Annotated in this window: 21 protein-coding genes; 8 read left to right on the top strand and 13 right to left on the bottom strand. The window is 67.2% G+C overall.

The annotated features are described in order from the left end of the window. Nucleotides 1-3 precede the first annotated feature (3 nt). The 5 genes from pspM to pgsA all read right to left on the bottom strand — a co-directional run bounded on the left by pspM (nucleotide 4) and on the right by pgsA (nucleotide 3,310). Complete coding sequence (pspM, locus tag NL241_RS14350; RefSeq protein WP_487692449.1) at nucleotides 4-828, bottom strand: phage shock envelope stress response protein PspM; 825 nt, start codon at nucleotides 826-828, stop codon at nucleotides 4-6. A gap of 12 nt (nucleotides 829-840) precedes the next feature. Continuing rightward, the gene (gene pspA, locus NL241_RS14345) at nucleotides 841-1,650 is read right to left on the bottom strand and encodes a phage shock protein PspA (protein WP_487692448.1); all 810 of its coding nucleotides are present in this window, start codon (nucleotides 1,648-1,650) and stop codon (nucleotides 841-843) included. A gap of 150 nt (nucleotides 1,651-1,800) precedes the next feature. After that, nucleotides 1,801-2,136, bottom strand: coding sequence for a transcriptional regulator ClgR (gene clgR / locus NL241_RS14340; protein ID WP_487692447.1), 336 nt, complete (start codon nucleotides 2,134-2,136; stop codon nucleotides 1,801-1,803). A 105-nt stretch (nucleotides 2,137-2,241) separates the two neighbouring features. After that, nucleotides 2,242-2,736, bottom strand: a complete 495-nt coding sequence (locus NL241_RS14335) for a CinA family protein (RefSeq protein ID WP_494397888.1) — start codon at nucleotides 2,734-2,736, stop codon at nucleotides 2,242-2,244. Beyond that, complete coding sequence (gene pgsA, locus NL241_RS14330) at nucleotides 2,714-3,310, bottom strand: CDP-diacylglycerol--glycerol-3-phosphate 3-phosphatidyltransferase (RefSeq protein WP_487692445.1); 597 nt, start codon at nucleotides 3,308-3,310, stop codon at nucleotides 2,714-2,716. Before pgsA ends, NL241_RS14335 begins: the two co-directional genes overlap by 23 nt. On the opposite strand from pgsA, the gene NL241_RS14325 reads away from it, so the two are divergent. Beyond that, complete coding sequence (locus tag NL241_RS14325) at nucleotides 3,299-3,862, top strand: amino-acid N-acetyltransferase (protein ID WP_487692444.1); 564 nt, start codon at nucleotides 3,299-3,301, stop codon at nucleotides 3,860-3,862. The genes pgsA and NL241_RS14325 overlap by 12 nt on opposite strands. Before the next feature lie 20 nt (nucleotides 3,863-3,882). Here the strand turns inward: NL241_RS14325 and NL241_RS14320 are convergent, their stop codons facing one another. Next, complete coding sequence (locus NL241_RS14320) at nucleotides 3,883-6,534, bottom strand: FtsK/SpoIIIE family DNA translocase (RefSeq protein WP_494398310.1); 2,652 nt, start codon at nucleotides 6,532-6,534, stop codon at nucleotides 3,883-3,885. On the opposite strand from NL241_RS14320, the gene NL241_RS14315 reads away from it, so the two are divergent. From NL241_RS14315 to NL241_RS14285, 7 genes are all read left to right on the top strand, one after another. Next, entirely contained in the window at nucleotides 6,529-7,986 is a 1,458-nt protein-coding gene (locus NL241_RS14315) for a lipase maturation factor family protein (protein ID WP_494397887.1), read from the top strand. The genes NL241_RS14320 and NL241_RS14315 overlap by 6 nt on opposite strands. A gap of 457 nt (nucleotides 7,987-8,443) precedes the next feature. Continuing rightward, nucleotides 8,444-9,088 carry a UdgX family uracil-DNA binding protein gene (locus tag NL241_RS14310; RefSeq protein WP_494397886.1) on the top strand — a complete coding sequence of 215 codons (645 nt, stop codon included), beginning with the start codon at nucleotides 8,444-8,446 and terminating at the stop codon, nucleotides 9,086-9,088. A gap of 86 nt (nucleotides 9,089-9,174) precedes the next feature. Further along, entirely contained in the window at nucleotides 9,175-9,489 is a 315-nt protein-coding gene (locus tag NL241_RS14305) for a putative quinol monooxygenase (RefSeq protein ID WP_487692440.1), read from the top strand. Between the two features lies 1 nt (nucleotide 9,490). Continuing rightward, nucleotides 9,491-10,306, top strand: a complete 816-nt coding sequence (locus tag NL241_RS14300; RefSeq protein ID WP_494397885.1) for a mycofactocin-coupled SDR family oxidoreductase — start codon at nucleotides 9,491-9,493, stop codon at nucleotides 10,304-10,306. Nucleotides 10,307-10,495: 189 nt separating this feature from the next. Further along, entirely contained in the window at nucleotides 10,496-10,840 is a 345-nt protein-coding gene (locus tag NL241_RS14295; protein WP_494397884.1) for a hypothetical protein, read from the top strand. 50 nt (nucleotides 10,841-10,890) lie between these two features. Beyond that, nucleotides 10,891-12,366 (top strand): sensor histidine kinase, encoded by a 1,476-nt coding sequence (locus tag NL241_RS14290; protein WP_494397883.1) that lies wholly within the window; start codon nucleotides 10,891-10,893, stop codon nucleotides 12,364-12,366. Further along, a complete protein-coding gene (locus NL241_RS14285) occupies nucleotides 12,351-13,016 on the top strand; it encodes a response regulator transcription factor (RefSeq protein WP_494397882.1) in 666 nt (221 codons plus the stop codon). The genes NL241_RS14290 and NL241_RS14285 overlap by 16 nt, the downstream gene beginning before the upstream one ends. A 42-nt stretch (nucleotides 13,017-13,058) precedes the next feature. Here NL241_RS14285 and NL241_RS14280 read toward each other — a convergent pair whose 3' ends face one another. The 7 genes from NL241_RS14280 to NL241_RS14250 all read right to left on the bottom strand — a co-directional run bounded on the left by NL241_RS14280 (nucleotide 13,059) and on the right by NL241_RS14250 (nucleotide 21,129). Further along, complete coding sequence (locus NL241_RS14280; protein WP_494397881.1) at nucleotides 13,059-14,735, bottom strand: ribonuclease J; 1,677 nt, start codon at nucleotides 14,733-14,735, stop codon at nucleotides 13,059-13,061. Nucleotides 14,736-14,753: 18 nt separating this feature from the next. Further along, nucleotides 14,754-15,656: a 4-hydroxy-tetrahydrodipicolinate synthase gene (gene dapA / locus NL241_RS14275; protein ID WP_494397880.1), complete on the bottom strand. Its 903-nt coding sequence runs from the start codon at nucleotides 15,654-15,656 to the stop codon at nucleotides 14,754-14,756. A gap of 47 nt (nucleotides 15,657-15,703) precedes the next feature. Beyond that, nucleotides 15,704-16,456: an FAD-dependent thymidylate synthase gene (thyX, locus tag NL241_RS14270; RefSeq protein ID WP_494397879.1), complete on the bottom strand. Its 753-nt coding sequence runs from the start codon at nucleotides 16,454-16,456 to the stop codon at nucleotides 15,704-15,706. 226 nt (nucleotides 16,457-16,682) lie between these two features. Continuing rightward, nucleotides 16,683-18,221: a GMC family oxidoreductase gene (locus NL241_RS14265; protein ID WP_494397878.1), complete on the bottom strand. Its 1,539-nt coding sequence runs from the start codon at nucleotides 18,219-18,221 to the stop codon at nucleotides 16,683-16,685. A 71-nt stretch (nucleotides 18,222-18,292) separates the two neighbouring features. Beyond that, on the bottom strand, nucleotides 18,293-19,105 hold the full coding sequence (locus tag NL241_RS14260) for an alpha/beta fold hydrolase (protein WP_494397877.1): 813 nt from the start codon (nucleotides 19,103-19,105) through the stop codon (nucleotides 18,293-18,295). A 336-nt stretch (nucleotides 19,106-19,441) separates the two neighbouring features. Continuing rightward, complete coding sequence (locus NL241_RS14255; RefSeq protein ID WP_494397876.1) at nucleotides 19,442-20,650, bottom strand: winged helix-turn-helix domain-containing protein; 1,209 nt, start codon at nucleotides 20,648-20,650, stop codon at nucleotides 19,442-19,444. Beyond that, nucleotides 20,647-21,129 carry a dihydrofolate reductase gene (locus tag NL241_RS14250; protein ID WP_487692428.1) on the bottom strand — a complete coding sequence of 161 codons (483 nt, stop codon included), beginning with the start codon at nucleotides 21,127-21,129 and terminating at the stop codon, nucleotides 20,647-20,649. Before NL241_RS14250 ends, NL241_RS14255 begins: the two co-directional genes overlap by 4 nt. Between the last annotated feature and the right edge of the window lie 4 nt (nucleotides 21,130-21,133).

Raw genomic sequence — 21,133 nt, 5'->3', positions numbered from 1 at the left:
CGATCAGGCCCCGCGGGCCCGGTTCAGTCGGCCCAGCTCGTCGAATGCCTGCGCCCAGCCGAGCAGCCGGTCGGTGGCAGTGGTGAGCTGCTCCCGGTAGCGCTGCTGCGACATCACCGACACCGGCATGGAGCCCCCATTGGCCGCGGACACCAATTGCGCTGCGGCCGTAACCATCTCGTTGTACTGGCGCACGCCGTGGCCGAGCTGCGCGGTGAAGGCGTTGATGGTGGGCACCAGATAGTTGCGGGCGTGCGGGGTGGCCCGCACGGTGCGCTCCATGGAGACCACCTCATCGGCGGTCGCCATCATGGTGGCCGTGGTCTGATTGGCCGCCTCGGTGAGTTCCCGGATGTCATCGGCCGGCAGCAGTTGCCCGCGCTCGATCACCCCGATCAGTGACATCAGCCCCCGCTCGGAGGCACCCAGCGCGGACATCGCCGGCCGGGCCGCCGAGCCCGGCGGAGGGAGCCGACGGGTGCTCGCGGGTCGCTGCACCGGTAGCGGGGTGGCGCGAAGCCAGCGATACCGCAGCAGGAACAACGTCGCCGGGAAAGCGGCTCCACCCGCGATCACGATGGTGATGATCAGCGCCCAGAACGGCACACTCCACGCGGCCAGAAGTGCGGTGACCAGAATCCAGAACACCGACGAGACGGTGAAGAAGACGCCCAGGCGCAGCGCCCATTTGCGCTTGCGAAGCTGCCGGGCCCGCGGATCCGCCGCGAGGCTGAGCCGGTGCGCCACCACATCGGCTGCCTCACTGGCAGAGTCAAGCCCCCGCTGCAGTATCGAACCCCACTGCCGGGAGAACGGCTTGACTGCCACTGGTACGCCTCTCTACTGGCCGAGCGGGTTTTCGGGGGTGGTCTGCGCAGGTGTGGCCGGCGCAGTGTTCGGGGTGGCGGTGGGGCCCGAGGTCAACGCGTCTCCGCGCATCGAGGCCCGGATCTGCTCCAGCCGCGAGTGACCGGCCATCTGCACGCTGGCCTGCTGCACCTCGAGCATGCGGCCCTGTACCGAGTTCTGCGCGAGTTCGGCCTCACCCATGGCGTTGGCATAGCGGCGCTCGATCTTGTCGCGCACCTCGTCGAGGCTCGGGGTGTTCCCGGGGGCCGCCAGGTCGCTCATGGAGCGCAGCGACGCACTGACCTGCTCCTGCATCTTGGCCTGCTCGAGCTGAGACAGCAGCTTGGTGCGTTCGGCGATCTTGGTCTGCAACATCATCGCGTTCTGCTCGACGGCCTTCTTGGCCTGGGCGGCCGCCTGCAGCGACTGGTCGTGCAGGCCCTTGAGGTCCTCGACGCTCTGCTCCGCGGTGACCAGCTGGGCGGCGAACGCCTCGGCGGCATTGGTGTACTCGGTGGCCTTGGCCGAATCGCCCGCGGCGACGGCCTGGTCGGCCAGCGTGAGCGCCTGACGCACATTGGCCTGCAGCTTTTCGATATCGGCGAGCTGGCGGTTCAGCCGCATCTCCAGCTGGCGCTGGTTGCCGATCACCTGAGCAGCCTGCTGGGTGAGCGCCTGGTGCGTGCGCTGGGCTTCCTCGATGGCCTGCTGGATCTGCACCTTGGGATCAGCGTGCTCGTCGATCTTGGAGTTGAACAGCGCCATCAGATAGCGCCACGCCTTCACGAACGGATTTGCCATGGGGTTCGTTCCGCCTTCGTTTCGTCGTCGCCGTTGAAGTTGATGTCTGCCCAGATAGCCAAACGGAGCAGTACGTGCGTACCGCCCAATTTATCCGCTAGACGCAGATAGCCACACCCCCGCGCCGGGGTGCGGGGCCAAAATGTCGGATCAGGCCACTGCCATGGTGGCGCGTTCCTGGACAACAGGAGGGATCACGACCTTGGTGCTGGCATCGATGTTGGTGGCCCCGACCGGCTCGCTGAGGACCTCGTGGCGGGCCATCCGCTCGCCCGCGTCGATCAGCACCCGCGACAGCGGGACATCCAGGGCGGAGCAGATGGCGCTCAGCAGCTCCGACGACGCTTCTTTGCGGCCGCGCTCGACCTCGGAGAGGTAACCGAGACTCACCATCGCGGCATCGGAGACCTCGCGCAGGGTCCGACCCTGCGATGTCCGGGCGCGACGGAGCACGTCGCCAACGACCTCACGCAGCAGTGCCGTCATCGCGCTCTCCTAACGTTTCGTGTGCGGTTGTCTCCAAGATGAACGTCATCCACGACGGAGATGGTTCCCGCTCGGCCAATCCGATCCGCCACTGTGAGACAACAGTCAGTCGAGCCGGGCCAACAGCGTCAGGACCGCCTGGTGCACCGACTCCTGCCGGATGTCCCAACGGTTACCGGAAAGGTGCAGCTCACTGACATCGCAGCCGGCGGGACCGGCCACCCCGACGAACACCGTCCCGACTGCGTGACCGCCGTGTGCCTCCGGCCCGGCCACCCCGGTGAGCCCGACTCCCCAGGTGGTGGCGCACCGCTGTCGCGCGCCGACGGCCATCGCTTCCGCCGTGGGCGCGGCCACCGGTCCGACGCCGGCCAGGATCTCCGGGGCGACCCCCGCGAGCGCGATCTTGGTGGCCTCGGTGTAGGTGATCAATCCGCCGAGCAGCACCCTGCTGGCGCCCGGCACCCCGGCCAGAGTCGCGGCCAGGAGCCCGGCGGTCAGGGACTCCGTGGTGGCGACGGTTTCACCCCGGGCCGTGAGCTCGGCGACCAGCAGGCGGGCATGGTCGCCGAGGCTGTCAGGCAGCAGCGGATCGTGCACGCGCGCCCCGCAACGCCGACAGTGCGTAATCGATGCCGGTCAGCACCGTCAGGGCGAGCGCCAACCACATGATCACCCACGCCCCGGTATGCCAGGCGCCGGACAGCGGCAGGATGAACAACCCGATCGCCGTGGCCTGGACCAACGTCTTGAGTTTGCCGCCCCGGCTGGCGGGGATGACGCCGTGCCGGATGACCGCCAGTCGTAACAACGTGACGCCGATCTCCCGGAACAGGATGACCGCCGTCAACCACCAGGGCAGATCACCCAGCATCGACAGACCGATCAACGCGGCCCCGATCAGCATCTTGTCGGCGATCGGGTCGGCAAGCTTGCCGAATTCGGTAATCAGGTCATAACGGCGGGCCAGGTAGCCGTCGAGGTGATCGGTGATCACCGCAGCGACGAAAATCGCGAAAGCCGTTATCCTGCTAGCGGTTTCGTGGCCATCACCGGCAAAAAGCACCAACAGGAAGACCGGCACCAGTACCAGCCGGAAACCGGTGAGGATATTGGCGATGTTGGCAACCCTGACGCGACGGACCGCCGGAGGAGTTTCAGGATGGCCCGACACTGGAACAGAATATCGGGTGGCGGGACCACCCCCCGCAGCCGATACTCTCGATCCGTGAGCGGGCTGACCGTACGCCGGGCGCGTACCTCGGATGTTCCGGCGATCAAACACCTCGTCGACACCTATGCGGGCAAGATCCTGTTGGAGAAAAGCCTGGTCACTCTGTACGAGTCGGTGCAGGAGTTCTGGGTGGCCGACCGCGAGGGTGAGGTCCTCGGCTGCGGGGCGCTCCACGTGTTGTGGTCCGACCTCGGCGAAGTGCGCACGGTGGCGGTGCACCCCAAGGTGCAGGGCCACGGCGTCGGGCACCGCATCGTGACGCAACTACTCGACGTCGCCCGCGACCTGCAGTTGCAGCGACTGTTCGTGCTCACCTTCGAGACCGAGTTCTTCGGCCGGCACGGGTTCACCGAGATCGAGGGCACGCCGGTGACCGCCGAGGTGTACGAGGAGATGTGCCGCTCCTACGACGTCGGCGTCGCCGAGTTCCTCGACCTGTCCTACGTGAAGCCGAACATCCTCGGTAACACGCGCATGCTGCGCATCCTCTAGCGTCGTCTGGAGGTCGTCCTCTAGAAGTCGTCGTCGTCCGCGTCCGCCCCGTTGGCATCGGCCCCACCACGGATCAGTGCCAGCGTGCCCGCCAGCTCATCGGGTTTGACCAGCACCTCGCGCGCCTTGGACCCTTCCGACGGGCCGACGATGCCTCGGGTCTCCATCAGGTCCATCAGGCGACCTGCCTTGGCGAAGCCCACCCGCAGTTTGCGCTGCAGCATCGACGTCGAGCCGAACTGCGACGACACCACCAGTTCGACGGCCTGCAGGAACACGTCCATGTCGTCACCGATATCGGGGTCGACGTCCTTGCGCTCGCCGGCCTTGACCGCGGTGACACCCTCGGTGTACTCCGGCTCGGCCTGCTCCTTGGTGGCGGTGACCACGGCGTGGATCTCCTCGTCGGAGATGAACGCGCCCTGCAGACGGATCGGCTTGTTGGCGCCCATCGGCAGGAACAGTCCGTCACCCATACCGATGAGCTTCTCGGCGCCGGGCTGATCCAGGATGACGCGGCTGTCGGTCAGCGACGACGTGGCGAAGGCCAGCCGGGACGGCACGTTGGTCTTGATCAGACCGGTCACCACGTCCACCGAGGGCCGTTGCGTGGCCAGCACCAGGTGGATACCGGCGGCGCGGGCCTTCTGGGTGATGCGGACGATCGCCTCTTCGACGTCGCGCGGGGCGGTCATCATCAGGTCCGCGAGCTCGTCGACGATCGCCAGGATGTAGGGATACGGCTTGTAGACGCGCTGGCTGCCCAGGGGCGCGGTGATCTCCCCGGAGCGCACCTTCTCGTTGAACACGTCGATGTGCCGCACGCGCGAGGCCTGCATGTCCTGGTAGCGCTGCTCCATCTCCTCGACCAGCCAGGACAGCGCGGCGGCCGCCTTCTTGGGTTCGGTGATGATCGGCGTGATCAGGTGTGGAATGCCTTCGTACGGCGTGAGCTCCACCATCTTGGGGTCGATCAGGATCATCCTGACCTCCTCCGGGGTGGCGCGGGCGAGCAGCGAGACCAGCATCGAGTTCACGAAGCTCGACTTGCCGGAGCCGGTGGAGCCGGCCACCAGCAGGTGCGGCATCTTCGCGAGGTTCGCCGAGATGAAGTCGCCCTCGATGTCCTTGCCGAGGCCGATCACCAACGGGTGATGGTCGCGACGCGTCGACGGCGCGGTCAAAACGTCGGAGAGCCGGACCATCTCGCGGTCGGTGTTGGGCACCTCGATACCGACGGCGGACTTGCCCGGGATCGGCGCCAGCATGCGCACGCTCTCGGTGGCCACGGCGTAGGCGATGTTGCGGTGCAGTGCGGTGATCTTCTCGACCTTGACGCCGGGGCCCAGTTCCACCTCGTAGCGGGTGACCGTCGGCCCGCGCGTGCAACCGGTGACCCGGGCGTCGACCTTGAACTGCTGCAGCACCGAGGTGATGGCGTCTTCCATCACCTCATTGGCGGCGCTGCGGAGCTTCGGCGGATCACCGGCGATCAGCAGGTCCAGCGACGGCAGGTTGTAGGGACCCTCCACCACCCGGTCCAGCGCCAGGGTCTCTTGTTTGGGTACGGGCTTCGGAGCCGGTTCGGCGACCTTGGGCTTCTTGCGAGAAGCCTTGGCCGGCATCGGTTCCGGTACCGTCGGCGCCTCGTCGGCCGGTTCGGCCAGCGGGTAGTTGTCCATCGGTGACCCACCTGACCACGTCTCGGGCTCGTCGGCACCGTAGGCGGCGGGGTCGTCGTAGTAGCCGTCGGAGAAGTCTTCCGTCCGGGCGCCCGCATCATCGGCGCGCTCGTCGTAATCGTCATCGTCGTCTTCGTAATAATCACCGCCCCGCTCGAACCGCGTGCTGAACATCGCGTGCAGCGTTGCCGGTACCTCACGAATGGTGGTGCCGGTCAACAACAACAGCCCGAACAGCACGCCCATGATCAGCAGGGGCGCGGCGATCCAGACGGTCAGGCCGTCCGACAGCGGTCCGCCGATCGCGAATCCGATGAACCCCGCGGCGTCCTGACGTCCCGTCGGTGCGCTCGGCGCGCCCGACCACATGTGCCACAAGCCCAGGACCGGCAGCCCGATCATCAGGCTGCCGAGAATCAGGCGCGGCCGGGTCTCCGGATTCGGTTCCGTGCGCATCAGCGTCACGGCGATGACGGCGATCAGCACCGGAAGCACCCCGACCGCTCCGCCGACGAGCACCCGCAGAGCGCTGTCGATCCACGCTCCGACCGGACGCGCGGCCTCGAACCACGAACTGGCGGCAATGACCACCGCGACACCGAGCAGAGCCAGCGCGATGCCGTCACGTCGATGCCCGGGCTCGATGTCGTGGGCGCGGCCCACCGACCGGGCGGTGCTGCCGGCCCCCTTTGCCAGCATCAGCCACGCCGCGCGCGAGGCCCGCCCGACGGCGACGCCGGCGCCCCCCACCACGCCACCGTGACCGCCACCCTTTGCAGCCTTCTTGCGGGCGGGCGCCTTCTTGCGCGGAGCAGGTGGGCGCGCCGACCGGGAAGTGGCCTTTGACCTGCTGGTTTTGGCCCCGGAACGCGCGGCGGTCTTACTTGCCATAGAGGTCAGCCTAGTCGCAGTAACCCCATCTGCACCATCCGCCACACAGGTCACGATCCGATTACCGCACTGTCCGCCGGGTACGCCCGGGACATGGATTGGCTGCTCGCTCCCGAGTACGCCTGGGGCCGGATGATCCTGCAGCGCGGTGTCGCGGCGATTTATGTGGTCGCGTTTCTCTGCGCGGCACTGCAATTCCGCGCCCTGCTGGGGTCCCACGGACTGCTACCGATCCCCCGGTTCCTGGCCAGGAGTTCGTTCCGGGCCCGGCCGAGCATCTTCCACGCCCACTACTCGGACCGGTTCTTCGCCCTCATCTGCTGGGCGGGCGTGGTCCTGGCCGCGGCGATGGTGGTGGGCCTCGCCGACCTGGTGCCGCTGTGGGCCTCGGTCCTGTTGTGGCTGACACTGTGGGGCCTGTACTTGTCGATCGTCAACGTCGGGCAGACCTGGTACTCGTTCGGGTGGGAGTCGTTGCTCCTGGAGACGGGATTCCTCGTCGCGTTCCTCGGCAATGACGACACCGCACCGCCGCTGCTGATCCTGCTGCTGGTGCGGTGGTTGGTGTTTCGCGTCGAGTTCGGCGCCGGAATGATCAAGCTGCGCGGCGACAAATGCTGGCGCGATCTGACCTGCCTGTACTACCACCACGAAACCCAACCGATGCCGGGGCCCCTGAGCTGGTTCTTCCACCATCTCCCCCGGCCGCTGCACCGCGTGGAGACCGCGGGCAATCACGTGGCGCAACTGATCATCCCGTTCGGACTGTTCGCACCGCAGCCGGTGGCGGGTATCGCGGCGGTCATCATCGTGATCACCCAACTGTGGCTGGTCGCCTCCGGCAATTTCTCGTGGCTGAACTGGCTGACGATCGTGGCGGCCTGCAGTGTGATCGACAACCGCACGGTGACATGGCTCAGCGGGCTGGCACCTCCGGCCACCGCAGCCGACCAGCCGGTGTGGTTCACCGCGCTGGTGTGCGCGGTGGCAACCGTGCTCCTGGTGTTGAGTTGGCAACCGGCCCGCAATCTGGTGTCGCGGCGGCAACGGATGAACAGCACCTTCGACCCGTTCCACCTGGTGAATGCCTACGGCGCGTTCGGCACCATCAGCCGCACCCGCGAGGAGATCGTGCTGCAGGGCACCGACGACGAGCATCTGGGCCCTCACACCCACTGGCAGGAGTACGGGTTCCGCGGCAAACCGGGTGATGTGCGGCGACTGCCCCGCCAGTTCAGTCCGTACCACCTGCGGCTGGACTGGCTCATGTGGTTCGCCGCCCTTTCACCGTCGTACGCCCAACCCTGGCTCAGCAGGCTCTGCCTGGCCATGCTGACCGGCGATCGCACCATCGTGAAACTGTTGGCCCACAATCCTTTCCCGGAGACACCTCCCACGTATGTCCGGGCCCGGCTCTACCGGTACCGGTTCACCACCGCCGCCGAGCTTCGCCGCGAGCGCGCCTGGTGGCGACGTGAACTGCTCGGTGACTACCTGGCACCGGTCAGCTTGGCGCAGGCTCGCGCACTCAGCCGGTTCAACCGAATATAGCTCTGCCTCAACATGATTGGACCGGATCAGACCGGGTAATTGGCAGCGGTGACGCTCGCCGACGATCTCAACGCCGCTGTGATGAGTACCGGGTCCGGGAAATCAGCGGGTTACCAGGTTCCGGCCTGAAGCTCGCGGCCTCGTGGTGGTGGTATCTCCGCTCGTCGCATCGAAACACGACCGGTTCAGCGCCCTCGCACACACCTCGGGCTCGGAACCCTCTTCGCACCGCCCTCCTCGACGACGACCTGGGACGTCGCATCGTCTCGATCTTGCGGCCGGATAGCCCCACCAGACTCACGCGGCTGCGCGACAGGCTCGGCGTCCGGGGCCGTGCTCTCACCCGAACCGTGAACCTCCTGGAAAGCGCGGCGGCTACCGCACCCTGTCGGTACAGGCCATCCGGGAACAGCAGCTCCTGACGGTTGCGCCGGCGCACGACGGGTAATCGCCTGTCGTGGCCAAGCTCAAGACCTCAGCGGCCGAGTACGTGCCCGACACGGTGGACCTCGATGCGCTGGCGTCCGCAGCTCGCGACTGCCACGGCTGCGATCTGTACCGCAACGCCGAGCAGACGGTGTTCGGGGCCGGCACGCGGTCTGCGCAGCTGATGCTGGTGGGCGAACAGCCCGGCGACCAGGAAGACCGCGCGGGCAAGCCGTTCGTAGGCCCTGCGGGACGTCTGCTCGACAAGGCACTCGCAGCGGCCGGGATCGACCGCGATCCGGTCTACGTCACCAACGCGGTGAAACATTTCAAGTTCACCGAGCGGGGCAAGCGGCGTATTCATCAGACCCCGAGCCGCACCGAGGTGGTGTCGTGCCGTCCATGGCTGCTGGCCGAATTGGACGCGGTGCAGCCCGACGTCGTGGTGCTGATGGGTGCCACCGCCGCGAAGGCGCTGTTCGGCAACGACTTTCGTCTGACCGCCCACCGCGGCGAGGAACTACGACTCCCGGAGCTCGACATCAACGCCGAGCCCCGGGTGGTGGTGACGGTGCACCCCTCGGCGATCCTGCGCGGGCCGGCCGACAGTCGCGACGAGGCCTTCGACGCGCTCGTCGCCGATCTGCGGTTCGCCGCGGGCTTGCTGTCACACTGAGTGTGACCCGGATCACCTTGCCGAGCGTATCGGTAGGCGGCCTAAGGTCAGAGTCCGATCTCATTTTGACTCATCGAGGAGCCTCCATGCCGGTAGTTGTCGTCGCGACGTTCAATGTCAAGCCCGAATCGGTGGACGCCGTTCGCGAGGCGGCCACGCGAGCGATCGCCGCGGTACACCAGGAGCCCGGCTGCGACCTCTACGCACTGCACGAGGGTGAGAACTCGTTCGTGTTCGTCGAGCAGTGGGCCGATGCCGACGCGCTCAAGACCCACAGCACCGCGCCTGCGGTCACCGGGCTGTTCGGTGAGATCGGGCCGCACCTCGACGGTGCGCCGGATATCAAGATGCTGACGGCGGTCCCGGCCGGTGATCCAGCCAAGGGCACACTGCGGCACTGACATGGGCGCCCTCGACGGACAAGTCGCTTTCATCACCGGCGCGGCGCGCGGGCAGGGCCGCGCGCATGCGGTCAAGTTGGCGTCCGAAGGCGCCGACATCATCGCGGTGGACCTGTGCGATCAGATCGCGTCGGTGCCCTACCCCATGGCCACCCCGGACGACCTGGCCGCGACGGTCAAACTCGTCGAGGACACCGGCGCCCGTATCGTCGCGCGTGCGGCCGACGTCCGCGACCGGACGGCCCTGAAAACCGCCCTCTGGGAGGGCATCGAGGAACTCGGCACCCCGCGGATCGTCATCGCCAACGCGGGTATCGCGCCGATGGCCGGCGAGGATGCGTGGCAGGACGTCCTGGACGTCAACCTCACCGGCGTCTACCACACCGTGGACGTGGTGATGAAGCCGATGATCAAGGCCGGCAAGGGCGGATCGATCGTGCTGACCAGTTCGGTGGCAGGCCTGGTGGGGCTGGCATCACCGATGGCCGGCTCACTGGGCTACGCCGCGGCCAAACACGCCATCGTGGGCCTGATGCGGGTGTATGCCAATCTGCTTGCGCCGCACAGTATCCGGGTGAACTCGGTGCATCCGGCGGGGGTGAACACCCCGATGATCGACAATGACTTCACCCGCAGCTGGCTGGAGGGCCTGGCGCAGGAATCGCAACAAGGTCCCGATATGGGCAACGCCCTGCCGGTCCAGACGCTGGAACCCGAAGACGTCGCCAACGCGGCCTTCTACCTGGTGTCCGACGCCGGCCGCTACATCACCGGGGTGACGCTGCCGGTGGACGCGGGGTACGTGAACAAGCGCTGACGGCGATTCAACGCTGGGCGGCTACCACATTCGGTCCCGAGATCCTGGCTGTCATCAATCAGCGCGGTCAGGGCGCACCGGCTCTGCGAAAAGTCCGGTCGACGCATCCGGATGCATGGTCATCCGAGATGAGAGCTCTCTCATCTGCGATTCATGGAGGCGACATCACCGCCCCGTTGACTTGTCGGCATGCGCGCCGCTGTCATCGCCCTGGTCTCGCTGATCGCGTTCGCCGGTGTCGGCGCAGTAGCGGTGAGCCTGCTGCCCAGCGCCGACAGTGCGCCCCTGCACCCGATCCAGGTGAATGCACCGAAGATCGCCCCCGTGCAGCCCCAGGCACCCGCATCGTCTCCCCCGGTCCCGGCGGCGACACCGCCGCCGGGACCACCTCCCACTCCTGTGCCGCATGCGCCGCGCACCCAGGCCAACCTGCGCGATGTCCCAGAACCCCCGCCGCCGCTGATCCACGGCGGAGGGTGGGACGACGACGATGACGGGGATGACGACGACGGAGATGACGATGGCGACGACTGACACCGGCGCCCGGCAAGATGGTCCTCAGTCATGCCACAGCAAGGAAGTCAGTGAGCCCTCGCAGTACCGGAATCGCGCCTGCGTGGCGACGCATCCTCCCGTCGACCGCTCGCACCCGCATCATCGCCTGGGTGCTGCTGCTGGTGTTCGCGGCGCTGGGAGTGGTGACGCTGGTGACGTGGCTGCTGCTGATCTCCGCGGCCAACGCGCGGATGGATGAAGCGCTGCGCGTGGAAGTCCAGGAGTTCAACGAGCTGACCGCCCCGGGGGTCAATCCGCGCACCGGAGAACCGTTTGCGGGCGTCGACGAGGTGATCCAGGAGGCGATCGCCTACAACATCGCCCGGCCGAATGAGAAATTCCTCGGGTACGTCGACGGCGAATACCGGACGCAGAGCAGGCAGGAACCCGGCACTCCCGAAGTGCTGGCCCGCGACGCCGCGTTCGCCGAGCTGGTGGCCTCCGTCGCCGAGCCGACAGAGGGACGCTATGAGCATTCCGATGTCGGCGAGGTCCGTTACCTGGCGATACCGGTGACACTGGGCGGCGATCCGGCGCGCGGGGTGATCGTGGCCGCCTATCTGGGCGACGCCGAGCGAGCCGACGCCGATGCGGCGGCCCGGCTGATGCTGCTGGTGGGCTCGGCGACACTACTGGGCGCCGCCGGAGCAGCGTGGCTTCTGGCGGGGCGCATTCTGCGGCCGCTACGCGATGTCGCCGACACCGCCCGGATCATCACCGACACCGATCTGTCCCTGCGCATCCCCACGCGCGGCGGCGACGAGCGCGACGAACTCAACACGCTGGTCAACACGGTGAACCAGATGCTGGACCGGGTGGAGGCCGGGGTTGCCGGTCAACGCCGGTTCATCGATGACGCCGGCCATGAACTGCGCACCCCGATCACCATCGTGCGAGGTCACCTGGAAGTGCTCGATCCCGAAGACCCTGCCGATGTCCGCTCAACGGTGGCGCTGGTGGACGACGAGCTGACCCGGATGAACCGGATGGTGTCCGACCTGCTGCTGTTGGCGCAGTCGGCGCAGCCGTCATTCCTGCAACCCGAATCGGTGGACGTCGCCGGGCTGACCGAGGACATCTTCGTCAAACTCTCCGGACTGGGTAACCGTGATTTCCAGCTGCAGTCCACCGCCGCGGTCACCGCCGTCCTCGATCCTCAGCGCATCACCCAGGCACTGGTGGCGCTGGCCGACAATGCGTGCCGGTTCACCGCGCCGGGCGGGTGGATCGGTGTCGGCTCGCAGGCGTCGGGCAATCGGCTACGACTGTGGGTGTCGGACTCCGGGCCCGGCGTCAGCCCCGAGGATCGGGGCCGCATCTTCGAACGCTTCGCCCGCGGCGGCCAAGGCCGCCGGCACGCCGACGGCGCCGGCCTCGGTCTGTCGATCGTGCGGGCCATCGCCGTGGCGCACGGCGGCGAGGTACTGCTCGACAGCATGCCCGGCCGGGGCGCCACGTTCACCGTGACCATCCCACTCATGGAGCGCCCGTGGCAGCCGTCCTGATCGCCGAAGACGAGCCGCGTATCGCCTCGTTCATCCAGAAAGGCCTGTCCGCCAACGGGTTCACCGTCACCGCGGTGGCCGACGGAACGTCGGCGTATGAGTTCGCGCGCACCGGAGACTTCGACCTCTTGGTCCTCGACATCGGGCTGCCCGGTCTGGACGGTTTCGGCGTGCTGGCGAAGCTGCGCTCGGAGGGCAGCCCCATTCCGGTGATCATGCTGACCGCGCGCACCGGCGTCTCGGACACCGTGGCGGCGTTGGAGGGCGGCGCGGACGATTACATGCCCAAGCCGTTCCGGTTCGAGGAGTTGTTGGCCCGGGTGCGGCTGCGGCTGGCGGGAGAGCGCGCGCCGGAGTTGACGGTGCTGAGTTGCGGCGGCCTGGCTCTCGATCTGCGGACCCGGCGCGCCCAGGTGGCGGGCCGCACCGTGGACCTGTCGGCGCGCGAATTCGCCTTGGCTGAAACGTTTCTCCGCCATCCCGGTCAGGTGCTCTCCCGCGAACAGCTGCTGAGCCAGGTGTGGGGTTATGACTACGATCCCGGTTCCAACGTCGTCGACGTCTACGTCCGCTACCTGCGCCGTAAGCTGGGCGTAGCCCGGTTCGTCACCCTACGCGGCATGGGTTACCGACTCGAAGCCATTCCCTGACGGCCGCTGGCAGTCCCCCGCGAACGGGACGCCGTTCGGGGATCAGATCTCGATGACGGTCGGCACGATCATCGGCTGACGCCGATACGTCTCGCCCACCCACTTGCCCACGGCACGACGCGCGGCCTGAGCGATGCGGGTGACATCGGTGACTCCTTGCTCCGCAAGGCTTTCCAGGTCGGTGGTGACCTTGCGCGCGGCAGGCTCCAACGCCTTGGGGTCCTCCGAGAACCCGCGCGAGTGCAGATGCGGCGGCCCAGCCAGCTTTCCGGTGCCACGCCGCACGATCACCGTCACCGCGATGAATCCTGATGACAACACCAGGCGCTCGCCGAGTGTGGCGTCACCGACGTCACCCATGATCAGGCCGTCGACGAACATCTTGCCCACCGGCACGGCGCCGGCAATGCTGACCTTGCCGCCCACCAGGTCGACGCTGACGCCGTTTTCCGCCAGCACGATCGAATCGGCGGGCACCCCGGTCTTCTCGGCCAGCGCGGCGTTGGCCCGCAGGTGTCGCCACGTTCCGTGCACCGGCATCACATTCCGCGGGCGGATCCCGTTGTAGAGGAACAGCAGCTCTCCGGCGTAAGCGTGTCCCGACACATGAATGCGCACCTGCTGATTGGTCACCACCCGCGCACCCAGCTTGGCCAGCGCGTCGATGACCCCGAAGATCGCCTCTTCGTTCCCCGGGATCTGCGACGACGACAGGATGATCAGGTCGCCGTCGGTGAGCGTGATACTGCGATGCTCGCCGCGTGACATCCGCGACAGCGCCGCCATGGGTTCGCCCTGAGTACCGGTGGTGATCAACACGACCCGGTCGGCAGGCATCATCTCCGCCGCACCGATGTCGAGTACGTCGTCGTCGGCGACGTTGAGGAAACCGAGTTCTTTCGCGATGGCCATGTTGCGCACCATGGAGCGGCCCACGAAGGAGACCTTGCGGCCCAGCGCCACCGCAGCGTCGATGATCTGTTGTACCCGAGCGACATTCGACGCGAAGCAGGCCACGATGACGCGTCCCTCGGCAGAGCGGATCAACCGGTGCAGGTTGGGACCGATCTCGCTTTCCGACGGGCCCACGCCGGGTATCTCGGCGTTGGTCGAGTCGCACAGGAACAGGTCCACGCCGGAGTCACCGAGGCGCGACATCCCCGGCAGATCGGTGGGCCTGCCATCGAGCGGTAACTGGTCGAGCTTGATGTCACCGGTGTGCAGGACGGTGGCGCCCCCGGCGTAGACCGCGATGGCCAGCGCGTCCGGGATGGAGTGGTTGACGGCGAAGTATTCACACGAGAACACGCCGTGATTGCTGCTCTGCCCTTCGGCCACCTCGGTGAACACCGGTTTGATGCGGTGCTCGCGGCACTTGGCGGCCACCAGCGCCAAGGTGAACTTGGAGCCGACCACGGGGATGTCGGGACGTAGTTTCAGTAGATGCGGAATGGCGCCGATGTGATCCTCGTGCGCATGGGTCAACACCAGCGCCTCGATATCGTCGAGCCGATCCTCGATGTGCCGCAGATCCGGCAGGATCAGGTCAACGCCGGGCTCGTCGTGACCGGGGAACAACACCCCGCAGTCGATGACCAGGAGCCGACCGAGATGCTCGAAAACGGTCATGTTACGGCCGATTTCGCCGATACCGCCCAATGCTGTGACTCGCAGTCCGCCGGGGGCGAGCGGTCCGGGCGGAGCGAGGTCGGTGCTCACGTTTGGTTCATCCTCTTGTCAGCGCAACACACCGGCCGCGCGCATGTCGGCGGCGAGTGTTTCGAGTTGAGCATCGGTGGCAGGCATCTGCGGCAACCGGGGATCACCGACCTCGATGCCCTGCAGACGAAGCCCGGCCTTGGACAGCGTGACACCGCCGAGACGGCTTTGCGCGGCGCTCAACGGCGCCAGCGTGACCGCGATCTTGCGGGCGGTGGACAGATCACCGGAATTGAACGCGGTGAGCAGGTCGCGCAGCGCACCCGCGGCCAGATGGCCCCACACGCTGATGAAGCCGGTGGCCCCCATGGCCAGCCACGGCAGATTCAGCGCGTCGTCGCCGGAGTAGTAGGCAAGGCCGGTCTCGGCCATGGTCAGCGCCCCGCCGTGCAGGTCCCCCTTGGCATCCTTGACAGCGACGATGTTGGGGTGGAACGCGAGTTCACGCAGAGTGTTCCACTCGATCGGGATCGACGACCGCGGCGGGATGTCGTAGAGGATCACCGGTAGGTCGGTGGCGTCGGCGACGGTGTTGAAGTGTGCGATCAGGCCCGACTGGGGTGGTCGCGAGTAGTACGGGGTGACCACGAGAAGCCCGTGCGCCCCCTCAGCGGCCGCGGCCTTGGAGTTGTGCACGCTGTGCGCGGTGTCGTAGGTACCGGTTCCGGCGATGACACGTGCCCGGTCACCCACTGCCTCCAGGACAGCGCCCAGCAGTGCGAGCTTCTCGTCATCGGTGGTGGTGGGGCCCTCACCGGTGGTGCCGGAGACGACCAGGCCGTCGCAGCCGCTGTCGACCAGGTGGTTCGCGAGCTTCTTGGCGGTCACCAGATCGAGGGAGCCGTCCGGGCGCAACGGCGTCACCATGGCAGTCAGCACGGTGCCCAAACGTGCGCTGACGTCGATTCCGCTGGTGCTCACGGGCCTAAGGTTACCTGCCACAGCAAGCCGGTTCGCAGCGTGCTGACCTACGCTTCGGTGGCCAGCGGCGAGGTCGCCACCTCCGAGCCGTCCGCCAGCGTGGTGATCTCGAAATCGGCGAACACCGACGGGGCCGTCCCGGCCAGCTGCCGCAGGCAGGCGATGGCCAGCCGGCGAATCTCGATGTCGGCGTGCTCGCTGGCCCGCATGGCGATGAAGTGCCGCCACGCGCGGAAGTTACCGGTGACGACGATGCGGGTCTCCGTGCCGTTCGGGAGCACCGCGCGGGCGGCCTGACGCGCCTGTTTGCGGCGCAGCGTGGCATTGGGCACGTCGGCCAGCTTGTCCTCCAGGCGGCGCAGCAACTCGGTGTAGGCCTTGCGACTGGCGTCGGCGGCTTCGGTGAACAGCTGCTCGAGTTCGGGGTCGTTCTCGATTCCCGGCGGCACCACCACCTGGGAGTCGTGCTCGGGGACGTAACGCTGGGAGAGCTGGGAGAACGAGAAGTGGCGATGTCGGATCAGCTCATGTGTACATGAGCGCGAGATGCCGGTGATGTAGAACGTCACGCTGGCGTGCTCGAGAACGGAGAAATGTCCGACGTCGATGATGTGCTGCAGGTAGCCCGCGTTGGTGGCGGTTCTCGGGTTCGGTTTCGACCAGCTCTGATAGCACGCCCGACCCGCGAATTCGACCAGGGCCTGCCCGCCGTCGGCGTCGGTGTCCCAGGGCACGCCGGGTGGGGCGGTGAACTCGGTCTTGGCGATCAGGTGCACGCGCAGCGGGGCGGTCTCGGCCACGCGGTGAGCCTAACGGGAGTCGATCGCCGATGCGGGCGAGGGACGAGCCCGGGCGCCGCGCCGGCTCGCACTGCGCCCGGTTGACTACGCTCGAAACCAAGGTCGATGACACGAACATCCGGGGTGGCCTGCTCCCGCAAGCAGCGCGCCGTCCCGTCGTGATCAGAGCGCCCGTGGGCGACCGACGCCACGAATAGCGCGGTGTCAAAAGCGTTTTCGGGTCTTTTCAGATCGTCCTTCTGCGAATCAGGTCAGCGGCTTTCTCACCGATCATGATTGTGGCGGCGTTGGTGTTGACGGGGACGATTCTGGGCATGATGGACGCGTCCGCCACTCGCAGGCCGGCGAGGCCGTGCACACGCAACTCCGGGTCGACCACCGCGTCCGGCCCGGTACCCATCGCGCAACTGCCGACAGGGTGGTAATACGTGCCGGTGCTGCGTGCAAGGAAAGAACGCAGCGCCGTCTCGTCGATGACGTGCGGTCCCGGGAGCACCTCGCGACCGCGCCAGGGCGCGAAGGGCTTGGTGGCCGCGATCTCGCGGGCGACGTTGAGGCCGTGCAGCATTCGCTGTACATCGGACTCCACGCCGAGGTAGTTCGGATCAATCAGGGGCGCAGTCTCGGGTTGTGGGCCGGCGAGACGGATCGAGCCGCGCGCCTCGGGCACGGTCGCTATCGCGAACGTGAAGCTGTTGGCCGGCGCCTCCAGGTGGGGCAGGTGAAACGGCACGTGAATGAACATCAGTTGCATGTCCGGACCCGCCAGCGAATCGTGGCTGCGCCAGAGCATCGACGTCTCGGCGAGGTTGGTCCGGCCGGCGGGGATGGGTTGGGTAGCTTCGTAGATGACGCCGCAGAGCGGATGGTCGTGCAGGTTTCGACCCACGCCAGGCAGGTCGTGCACAACGGTGACACCGGCGGTTTCGAGCTCGCCGGCCGGCCCGATCCCGGACAGCAGCAGTAACCGGGGTGAGTCCACCGCCCCCGCACTGAGTACCACCTCGGAGTCTGCGTGCGCGGTGACCAGTTCGCCGCGTTGCAGGAAGTCGACACCGACGCACCGATTTCCCTCGAGTCGCAGTCGTTGAGCCCGGGAGTCGGTGGAGATGGTGAGGTTGGGTCTGAGGTCGCTCACCGGGTCCAGATAAGCGGCGGCTGTGCTCTGCCGGGCCCCCAGCGAGATCGACAGGTCATGCCAGCCCGCGCCCTCGGGACAGGCGCCGTTGAGATCGCCGGTCAGCGGGTAGCCCGCGGCGGCCGCTGCGTCGAGGAACACCTGCGAAAGCGGGTTGGCATTCTCGGCCGAGGCGGGCGCAGGGGCCATGGGCCCCTCCGTGCCGCGGTAACGCGGATCTCGATCGCTGACTGTCTCGATTCGCCGGAAGTAGGGCAGAACGGAGTCGTAATCCCAGCCGGTGCAACCTGCCTTCGCCCAGGCATCGAAGTCATTCGGATGCCCCCGCAAGAACACCATCGCGTTGATGCTGCTACTACCGCCTAGCGTGTGGCCGCGTGGCCAGTTGTGCGAAAGCCCGTCGGTGCCCGCCTGCGGGACGGTGTTGTAGGCGTAGTCAACCGTGGTCCCCCACAGCGTCGGCCATGCCGGCGGGGTTCCGATCTCGGGTCGTGCGTCGGCCGAACCGGATTCGAGCAACAGCACCCGAACCGTCGGGTCCTCGGACAGCCGGGCGGCGAGCACGCAACCGGCCGATCCGGCGCCGATCACGACGTAGTCGTAGTGGCCGGCGGTGGTGTCTTGCATCTGGGTTCCTCACTTGTCTGCGGTCTGTGGGTTTGCCTTCTGCCGGAAGCGCCCCGTGGGCGGACGGTGGTTCAGCTTCGAGTCGAGTCGGCGGCCTGGTTGATCAGGTCGGCGACGGCATCGGGCTGAGACACGGTCACCGCGTGCGACGCCTTGATCTCCACCGTGTGCGAATTCGCCCGTTGACCCATGAATCGCATGGACTCTGCCGGAATGGCGAGGTCCTCGGTGGTGACCATGTTCCACGACGGTATGGACTTCCACGCCGCCTTGGTTGCCGACTCCTCCAGTGCGGCAGCAGCAATGGGCCGCTGAGTGGCTGCCATCAACGCGGTGACGTCTTCGGCAACATCAGCGGCGAACACCCTGCGAAACTCATCCTGCTTGATGTAGAGGTCACTGCCCTCCTGACCACCTGGACCTGGGAACGGCACCGTATCCAGCGCTGGGCCCAGCTCACCGCCGGGGAATTTCGCCGCCAGCTGCCCAGTGCTCTCCCCCTCCTCGAGGATGAAACTCGCGATGTAGACGAGCGCCTTCACATTCGCCAACCCGTCGGCGGCCTGGCTCATCACCGACCCCCCGTAGGAGTGTCCGGCCAACACCACCGGACCTGGGACACTCTGGACCACACTGCGCACGTACTCCGCATCAACCGCCAAGCCGCGCAACGGATTGGCCGCGGCAATTACCGGATAGCCGGCGGCCTCGAGCTTGCTGATCACCGGATTCCAGCTCGAAGAGTCGGCAAAGGCACCATGAACCAGCACGACGGTCGGCTGATCGGTCGGCGCAGCCGGCTCGGCTTCGGCAGCCCCGCAGCCGGCCGTGAGCGCCGCCACCGCGACCCCGACGATCGTCGTCGTCAGAACAGTCTTGAGCATCTTCTGAAGCCTTTCCGAAGGAGGACGGTCACTGGCGCCGCCCTGACGCCTGCTGCAATACGCAATATATTGCATGTTGGATTGGGTCGTTTGTCAAGGTCCATGCGTGTCGAGACACCAACGGCACAGCCTCCCGCTACGGGAGAGTCAAGCGAGTCGCCGACGCCGTGGCGCCCGGCGAACAGCAGGGTCGTCGCGTTCCTACCAGCTCACGCTGACACCAAATCCACTGTGGCAGAGCGTCATTACTCATCGCCCACCGGCCGCACGGCACGACCCCGCGCATCGGAGGTCGCTGCTACCGGGTGGGTACCCTCAGGGTCCGCACATCGCGCTTTACCTGAGGGCGCGCCGCAACTCCCCCACCAGGTCGCCGCGGTCGCCGACGGTCACCTCGGCCAGGCCCAGCCACTGCGCCATCGTGGTCAGTTCCTTGGCCAGCGCGGCGGCCACCCGACCCGAATCCTGACCGTCCTCGGTGAACGCCCCCACCACGTGGAGCGCATCGAGTGCCCGCTCGGCTTTCAGATCGACCCGACCCACCAACTCGCCGTCCAGCAGGAACGGCCACACGTAGTAACCGAACTGCCGTTTCGGCGCCGGGGTGTAGATCTCGATGCGGTAGTGAAAGTTCCACAGCCGCTCCACCCGCGGCCGGAAGAAGATCAGCGGGTCGAAGGGACACAGCAGCGCCGTTCCGCGGTCAGCCCGCGGCACCGTCTGCCCCGCCGCCAGATAGGCCGGCGCACTCCAGCCGACCACCTCGACACGTTCGAGTTGCCGTTCGGAAACCAGTTGCGCGAGTGCAGGTTTCACCTGCCCTGCGGCCAACCGGAAGTAGTCCCTGATATCGGCCTCGGTGGCCACCCCCAGCGCACCCGCTGCTCGCAGAGCCAGCTCGCGGACGGCCTCGTCGTCGTCGACCTCGCGGGCGAGCACCTCCGGTGGCAGCACCCGTTCACTGAGGTCGTAGTGCCGGGCGAACCCGACGCGGGTGGCGGTGGTCAACACCCCGGAGGCGAACAAGGCCTCAGCCACCCATTTGGTGTCGCTGCGATCCCACCAGGGACCCTTACGCCCCCGCGGTTCCGACTCCAGATGAGCTTCGATCTGGCCCGCCGTCGACGGCCCGAGTTCGGTGACCGCCGCGATCACGTCGTCGATGAGCTGCGGGTTCTTCGCAACGATCTCTTTGCCCCACCGCCCCTGGTGGTACTGGCGCATGCGCCAGCGCAACAACGGCCAGTCGTCGACGGCCATCAAAGCGGCTTCATGCGCCCAGTACTCGACCAGCAGGCGCGGCGCCCTGGTGCTGTGACTCCACGCAGCGCGGTCCAGCACATCGCGGTCGTAGGGCCCGAGCCGGCTGAAGACCGGGGCATAGTGGGCACGCACCGCCACCGACACCGAGTCCAGCTGCAGCACCTGGATCCGAGAGATCAGCTTGCGCAGGTGCGCGCGGGTGACCGCGCCGCGCGGCGCGGGCTCGGCGAAACCCTGAGCGCTGACGGCCACCCGGCGCGCCTGTGCGGCCGTGAGCTTCACGACCGTTGATAGCTGTAGAACCGGTAGCGCAGCCCCGACGAGCTGTCCTTCCAGTTCTCCTCGGTACCGACCCACGACTCGTCGAGAACCGGCGCCAGAGCGTCGTCATCCTCCCTGCGCAGGTCGATGTCCACCTCGGTGACCTCACAGCGCGTCGCAAGCGGCAGAGCCAAACCGTAGATCTGCGAGCCGCCGATCACCCAGGCGTCGTCGAGCGGGGCGTCCTCGAGGGACCTGACCACTTCAGCACCGTCGGCCATGTAGTCAGACTGCCGGGTGACTACGACATTTCTGCGGCCTGGCAGCGGGCGGAACTTCGCGGGCAGGGACTCCCAGGTCAACCGGCCCATGATGACCGTGTGCCCCATGGTGAGCTCCTTGAAGCGGGCCATGTCTTCGGGTAGCCGCCAGGGTATGCCGTTGTCGCGGCCGATGACACCCGACGACGACTGCGCCCAGATCAGGTTGAGGCCGCTCACGACT

It is taken from the genome of Mycolicibacterium sp. SMGY-1XX (genome assembly GCF_059132455.1).
This window is presented reverse-complemented; position numbering and strand designations above follow the sequence as displayed.